The organism is Nonomuraea longispora (assembly GCF_004348345.1).
GTDB classification, from domain to species: Bacteria; Actinomycetota; Actinomycetes; order Streptosporangiales; family Streptosporangiaceae; genus Nonomuraea; species Nonomuraea longispora.
Genome location: NZ_SMJZ01000033.1, coordinates 46,247 through 52,933, shown reverse-complemented (window position 1 = coordinate 52,933; position 6,687 = coordinate 46,247). Strand labels below are relative to the sequence as shown.

At 68.8% G+C, this 6,687-nt stretch carries 5 protein-coding genes; 4 read left to right on the top strand and 1 reads right to left on the bottom strand.

Annotated features, from left to right (window positions below; genetic code table 11):
* Nucleotides 1–127 precede the first annotated feature (127 nt).
* Nucleotides 128–523, bottom strand: a complete 396-nt coding sequence (locus tag E1267_RS11800; RefSeq protein ID WP_246063756.1) for a PaaI family thioesterase — start codon at nt 521–523, stop codon at nt 128–130.
* A gap of 80 nt (nt 524–603) precedes the next feature.
* Between E1267_RS11800 and polA the strand changes: the two genes are divergently transcribed.
* From polA to E1267_RS44245, 4 genes are all read left to right on the top strand, one after another.
* Nucleotides 604–3,294, top strand: a complete 2,691-nt coding sequence (gene polA / locus E1267_RS11795) for a DNA polymerase I (protein WP_132332471.1) — start codon at nt 604–606, stop codon at nt 3,292–3,294.
* A 143-nt stretch (nt 3,295–3,437) separates the two neighbouring features.
* The gene (locus E1267_RS11790) at nt 3,438–4,511 is read left to right on the top strand and encodes a polysaccharide deacetylase family protein (RefSeq protein WP_246063754.1); all 1,074 of its coding nucleotides are present in this window, start codon (nt 3,438–3,440) and stop codon (nt 4,509–4,511) included.
* Nucleotides 4,512–4,703: 192 nt separating this feature from the next.
* On the top strand, nt 4,704–6,191 hold the full coding sequence (rpsA, locus tag E1267_RS11785) for a 30S ribosomal protein S1 (RefSeq protein ID WP_132332469.1): 1,488 nt from the start codon (nt 4,704–4,706) through the stop codon (nt 6,189–6,191).
* 151 nt (nt 6,192–6,342) lie between these two features.
* Nucleotides 6,343–6,585 (top strand): hypothetical protein, encoded by a 243-nt coding sequence (locus E1267_RS44245; protein WP_165959565.1) that lies wholly within the window; start codon nt 6,343–6,345, stop codon nt 6,583–6,585.
* The last annotated feature ends 102 nt before the right edge of the window (nt 6,586–6,687 follow it).

Sequence of the window (6,687 nt, the reverse complement as noted above, 5' to 3'; positions counted from 1 at the left end):
ACCGTTCACCCGGAAGGTGCGTCCGTTCTGTGCGATGTCTTGATCTAAGCAGTCAGATCATCGCAGGTCGGAGGCACCTTCTTCATTTATCGATCTTCGGAGTGAAATTCCGGCTGAATAGCCGAGGTCAGCGGTCGCGCAGTATGCAGGTGAGGCGAGAGGTGCAGACCCGACGCCCCTGCTCGTCGCTGATCTCGATGTCGTACGTCGCCAGCGTCCGGCCGGCGTGCAACCGGGTCGCGACGCCGGTCACGTGGCCGGAGCTCGCGGAGCGGTGGTGGGTGGCGCTGATCTCGATGCCCACGGCGATGCGGCCGGGGCCGGCGTGGATCGCCGCCGCCACCGAGCCCAGGGTCTCGGCCAGCACCACGGACGCGCCGCCGTGCAGCAGTCCGTACGGCTGCGTGTTGCCCTCGACCGGCATCCGGCCGGACACGCGCTCGGGCGTGGCCTCGAGAAACTCGATGCCCATCCGCTCGGGAAGCGTGCCCGCGTGCATGTCGGCGACCATCGCTACGTCCATGGGATTGGTCTGTGTCAAAGGGACGTCTCCACTCTTCCGAGCTCGGGTTTTCTGTCGCAGACGCAGACTAGGCTGCGGGTGTGCCGAAGAGTGAAGTGACCCCCAGCCGCCCGTGCCTGCTGCTGCTTGACGGGCATTCCCTGGCCTATCGCGCGTTCTACGCGCTCAAGGACGCCAACCTGATGACCACCGACGGTCAGCACACCGAGGCGGTCTACGGGTTCACCTCGATGTTGACCAACATCCTGCGCGACGAGCAGCCGACCCACGTGGCGGTGGCCTTCGACAGGTCGGAGCCGACGTTCCGCCATGAGGAATACTCCGACTACAAGGCCAACAGGAGCGAGACGCCCGAGGACTTCCGCGGGCAGATGCAGCTCATCTTCGAGCTGCTCGACACGCTGCGCATCCCGCGGCTGTCCAAGGCCGGCTTCGAGGCCGACGACCTCATCGCGACCCTGGCCACCCGGGCCTCCGCGCAGGACATGAACGTCCTGATCGTCACCGGCGACCGCGACGCGCTCCAGCTGGTCGACGACAACGTCACCGTCCTGATGACCCGGCGCGGCATCAGCGACATGACGAGGTTCACGCCCGAGGCGGTGCAGGAGAAATACGGCCTGACCCCCGCGCAATACCCCGACTTCGCTGCGCTGCGCGGCGACCCCAGCGACAACCTGCTGAGCATTCCCAGCGTGGGGGAGAAGACGGCGGCCAAGTGGGTGCGCGAGTTCGGCTCGCTGACCGCGCTGGTCGACCGGGTCGACGAGGTCAAGGGCAAGGTCGGCGACAAGCTGCGCGAGCACGTCGCCCAGGTGCTGATGAACCGGCGGCTCACCGAGCTGCTGCGCGACGTCCCGATCGAGGTCGGTCCCGGCGAGCTCACGCAGGGCACGTGGGAGCGCGAGGAGATCAACAAACTGTTCGACACGCTGCAGATCCGCGGCGAGCTGCGCGAGCGCGTGTTCAAGGTGCTCGGCACGGGCGAGCAGGAGCCCGAGCAGGGCTTCGAGGTGGAGACCGTGCTGCTCGGCCCCGACCGCGTCGCGGGCTGGCTGTCGGCGTTGCCCGCCGGCCGCACGGGCCTGGCGTTCAGGGGCGTCTACGGCAGCGGCCGCGGGCGCATCGAGGGCATCGCCATCGCCTCGCCCGACGGCACGGCCGCCTACATCGACCCCGTCAAGCTCACCGAGGCCGACGAGACGGCCCTGCGCGCCTGGCTGGGCGACGACGCCCACCCCAAGGCCGTCCACGACGCCAAGGGCCCCATCCTGGCCCTCTGGGCGCAGGGCATGGAGCTGCGCGGCCTGAGCTGCGACACCGCGCTGGCCGCCTACCTCGCGATGCCGGGACAGCGCACGTTCGCCCTGGAAGACCTCGCCAGGCGCTACCTCAACCGCGACCTGCGCGCCGAGGAGGAGTCCAACGGCCAGGCCGCGCTGTTCGGCGACGACGAGGACGCCCCGGCCAAGGACCTCGCGCTGCGCGCCCACGCCGTGCGCGAGCTGGCCGAATCCCTGGAGACCTTCCTCGAAGGCAGGGGCGGCACCCAGCTCCTGGCCGACGTGGAGCTGCCGCTGCTGTCGGTGCTGGCCGAGATGGAGCGCGCCGGCATCGCCGTCGACAGCGAATACTTCGCGGGCCTGGAGGCCGAGTTCGGCGCCGCCGTCAAGCACGCCGTCGAAGAGGCGCACCGCTCGGTCGGCGAGCAGTTCAACCTCGGCTCGCCCAAGCAGCTGCAGGAGATCCTCTTCGTCCGGCTCAACCTGCCCAAGACGAAGAAGATCAAGACCGGCTGGAGCACCGACGCCGACCAGCTCGCCTGGCTGGCCACCCAGACCGAGCACGAGCTGCCCACCATCATGCTGCGCCACCGCGACCAGGCCAGGCTCCGCATCACCGTCGAGGGCCTGATCAAGGAGATCGCCGACGACGGGCGCGTCCACACCACGTTCAACCAGACCATGGCCGCCACGGGCCGGCTGTCGTCGGAGAAGCCCAACCTGCAGAACATCCCGATCCGCACCGCGGAGGGTCGCCGCATCCGGCAGGGCTTCGTGGTCGGCGAGGGCTACGAGACGCTGCTGACGGCCGACTACAGCCAGATCGAGCTGCGCATCATGGCCCACCTGTCGGGCGATGAGTCGCTGATCGAGGCGTTCGAGTCGGGTCACGACTTCCACCAGGCCACCGCCGCGAGGGTGTTCGACCTGCCGCCCGAGCAGATCGACGGCGAGCTGCGCGCCCGCATCAAGGCGATGAACTACGGCCTGGCCTACGGCCTGTCCGACTTCGGGCTCGCCCAGCAGCTCAACATCCCGGTGGCCGAGGCACGGGCGCTGAAGGAGGAATACTTCACCGAGTTCGGCGGCGTGCGCGACTTCCTGCACGCCATCGTCCAGCAGGCCCGCGCCGACGGCTACACCGAGACCATCATGGGCCGCCGCCGCTACCTCCCCGACCTGACCAGCGACAACCGTCAGCGCCGTGAGATGGCCGAGCGCATGGCGCTCAACGCTCCCATCCAGGGTTCGGCGGCCGACATCATCAAGGTCGCCATGCTCCACGTCCGGCAGGCGCTCGGCGAGGAGGGGCTGGCCTCCCGGATGTTGCTGCAGGTCCACGACGAGCTGGTGTTCGAGGTGGCGCCCGGCGAGCTTGAGCCGCTCACGCAGCTCGTGTGCGACCAGATGAACGCCGCCTACCACCTGCGCGTGCCGCTGGAGGTTTCCGTGGGCGTCGGGCGCACCTGGGAGGACGCCGGCCACTGACCCGGCCGCCGACCCGGCCAACGACCTGGCGGGCCGTCCGCCGTGGGAGATCTGCACTAACCTGATCGTGTTTCTCACCCGAGCGGCCCGGGAGTTCTGTGCGGTTACCAGCGTCTCTCACGCGGATCATCGGCGTTGCGAACGTGGTGGTGATAACAGTCGCGATCATCGGGCTCAGCCTGTTACCTGACGAGCCGCGGCCGCACGCACGGCCGGACGACGCCGCCGAGGTGGGCGCCGGCCCTCGGCAGTCCTCCCCGTCGGCCGGCTCGCCGCCCAGCCCGTCACCGGTGGGCCAGCCGCCCGGCGTCGTGTCCACGCCCGAGTTCGCCCGCCAGGTGCGCGCCAACGAGGCAGGCCTGGTGCCGGTGCTGATGTACCACCGCATCACCGCGAGACGGCGGGCCTCCATCGACAGGACCCCCACCCAGCTCAGGGAGGAGCTGGAGCGGCTGGCGAAGGAGGGTTACGTGCCGATCACGGCCGGCGAGTTCGTCGCCGGCGACATCAGGGTGCCGGCGGGGAGGTTCCCCGTCGTGCTCACGTTCGACGACGGGCACCCCAGCCACTTCGCCCTCGACGCCGCCGGCAACCCCGCGCCCGGCACGGCCGTGGCCGTGATGCAGGAGGTCGCGAGGAAACACCCGTCCTTCCGGCCGGTGGCCACGTTCTGGATCAACAAGGAGCCGTTCGGGCTACGCGACAGGCCGTCGCAGACGGTGGCCGTGCGCTGGCTGGTCGACCACGGCCACGAGGTCGCCAACCACACCTGGAGCCACCCCGACCTCCGGGCGATCAAGCGACGGAAGGTACGCGAGCAGATCGTCCGGCTCGAACGCCTGCTGAAGCAGCTGGGCGTGCCGGCCTCCAGGACCATGGCGCTGCCGTACGGCTCGCTGCCCCGCGGGAAGAAGCCCGCGCGGGCCGGCGCGTGGGACGGCACACGTTATGATTTCGCGGGCGTGTTCCTCGCCGGAGCCGAGCCGTCGGTTTCGCCCTACGCGAAAAAGTTCGACCGGGGAGCGATCCAGCGCATCCAGAGCAACGCCAAGAAGGGCGAGTGCCGCAAGTGGTGCTCCGACTACTGGCTCGACTGGCTGCGCAAGCACCCTGGTGAGCGCTACGTTTCCGATGGAGATCCCGACCGGATCTCCATCCCGGAGAAACTACGCGGTAATATCGACGCCAAGCGAGGGCGCCAGGTCATCGCGTACTGACCCCTCCCTGGATTGACCCCGTGGCCAACGTCTCATATGCTGATCGCTGCGCTGTGGGCTCGCGCGCGCCTCAGACGGAGCGGGCTCGCGCTCGGTCACGTCGATGTCGTCATTCCTCGGCTTGATGCGGAAGAGGGCCTGCCGCGCATCCGCCACATCGACATCCTGTCCGCGTTCGGAGCAATTCCACACATGACGTCCAGCACTGAGGCCACCTCGAGCACCCCGCAGGTAGCGGTCAACGACATCGGGTCCGAGGAAGCCTTCCTCGCAGCGATCGACGAGACCATCAAGTACTTCAACGACGGCGACATTGTCGAGGGCACCGTCGTCAAGGTCGATCGAGACGAGGTCCTTCTCGATATCGGCTACAAGACCGAGGGTGTCATCCCCTCGCGCGAGCTTTCGATCAAGCACGATGTCGACCCTGCTGACGTCGTGGAGGTCGGCGAACACGTCGAGGCCCTGGTTCTCCAGAAGGAGGACAAAGAGGGCCGTCTGATCCTGTCCAAGAAGCGCGCCCAGTACGAGCGCGCCTGGGGCACGATCGAGAAGATCAAGGACGAGGACGGCATCGTCACCGGCACCGTCATCGAGGTCGTCAAGGGTGGTCTCATCCTCGACATCGGCCTCCGTGGCTTCCTCCCGGCGTCCCTGGTCGAGATGCGGCGTGTCCGCGATCTGCAGCCGTACGTCGGCCGCGAGCTCGAAGCCAAGATCATCGAGCTCGACAAGAACCGCAACAACGTGGTCCTGTCGCGCCGTGCCTGGCTGGAGCAGACGCAGTCCGAGGTTCGCCAGACGTTCCTCAACACCCTCCAGAAGGGCCAGGTCCGCAAGGGCGTCGTCTCCTCGATCGTCAACTTCGGCGCCTTCGTCGACCTCGGCGGCGTCGACGGTCTGGTCCACGTGTCCGAGCTGTCCTGGAAGCACATCGACCACCCGTCCGAGGTCGTCGAGGTGGGCCAGGAGGTCACGGTCGAGGTCCTTGACGTCGACATGGAGCGCGAGCGCGTCTCACTGTCGCTCAAGGCCACGCAGGAAGACCCGTGGCAGCAGTTCGCCCGCACCCACCAGATCGGCCAGGTCGTTCCGGGCCGCGTCACCAAGCTGGTGCCGTTCGGCGCGTTCGTCCGGGTCGAGGAGGGCATCGAGGGCCTGGTCCACATCTCCGAGCTGGCCGAGCGCCACGTGGAGATCCCGGAGCAGGTCGTCCAGGTCGGCGACGAGATCTTCGTCAAGATCATCGACATCGACCTCGACCGCCGTCGCATCAGTCTGTCGCTGAAGCAGGCCAACGAGGGTGTCGGCACCGAGGTCGAGTTCGACCCGACCCTCTACGGCATGGCGGCCACCTACGACGACCAGGGCAACTACATCTACCCCGAGGGCTTCGACCCGGAGACGGGTGAGTGGCTCGAGGGCTTCGACAAGCAGCGTGAGGAGTGGGAGCGGCAGTACGCCGAGGCCCAGCAGCGCTTCGAGGCCCACAGGAAGCAGATCGAGGAGGCCCGCAAGGCCGAGGCGGAGGCCGGCGAGGCCGCTCCCTCGTCCTACAGCGGCGACTCGCCCGCCCAGTCGGGCGGCGGCGGCTCGTCGTCGGCTCCCGCCAGTGGTGCGCTCGCCTCCGACGAGGCGCTCGCGGCCCTGCGCGAGAAGCTCGCCGGCGGCCAGAGCTGACGTCCGCCTAAGGCTACGGCTCGATCCCTGGCCTGCTGAAAAGCCCCGCACGCAGACGCTTGCGGGGCTTTTCGCGCGCAGGAGCCACCACGGGGACCCCTGCCGGTACGCAGGCCCGTGCGGTGAGCCGGCGGTCAACGCGGAGGCACTCTTGCCGCATCCGTATCCGGGGTCGCCCGGCACGAACCTCATCGAGCCCTTTCACCTCGGCCTTCCGCAGAGCGACCTCGACGACCTGTGGGGGCCGCAGGCGCTCGCGTACGGCTGCACCGACTCGCCGGTGGCGCAGCCGGCCTACCTCGTGGGGAGGTACAGGCAGTTCGACGGCCGAGGGCCGGGGGCCGAGCCGGTCGCCGCGACCTGGTGCCCACCGACGACGGCCTCTACCGGCTGACCGAACCGGCGGGTCGTCGTCGTGGCCTCACTACGCGAGGGTGCCGGCCAGGCGTTGTGCCGGTCGGGGTGACCCACGGCGCGCCAAACGGCGAAGCGGCGC

Bases quoted from the DNA above. Each gene is read 5' to 3' on its own strand.
- E1267_RS11800 (WP_246063756.1), bottom strand. From the start codon at position 523: ATGGACGTAGCGATGGTCGCCGACATGCACGCGGGCACGCTTCCCGAG.
- rpsA (WP_132332469.1), top strand. From the start codon at position 4,704: ATGACGTCCAGCACTGAGGCCACCTCGAGCACCCCGCAGGTAGCGGTC.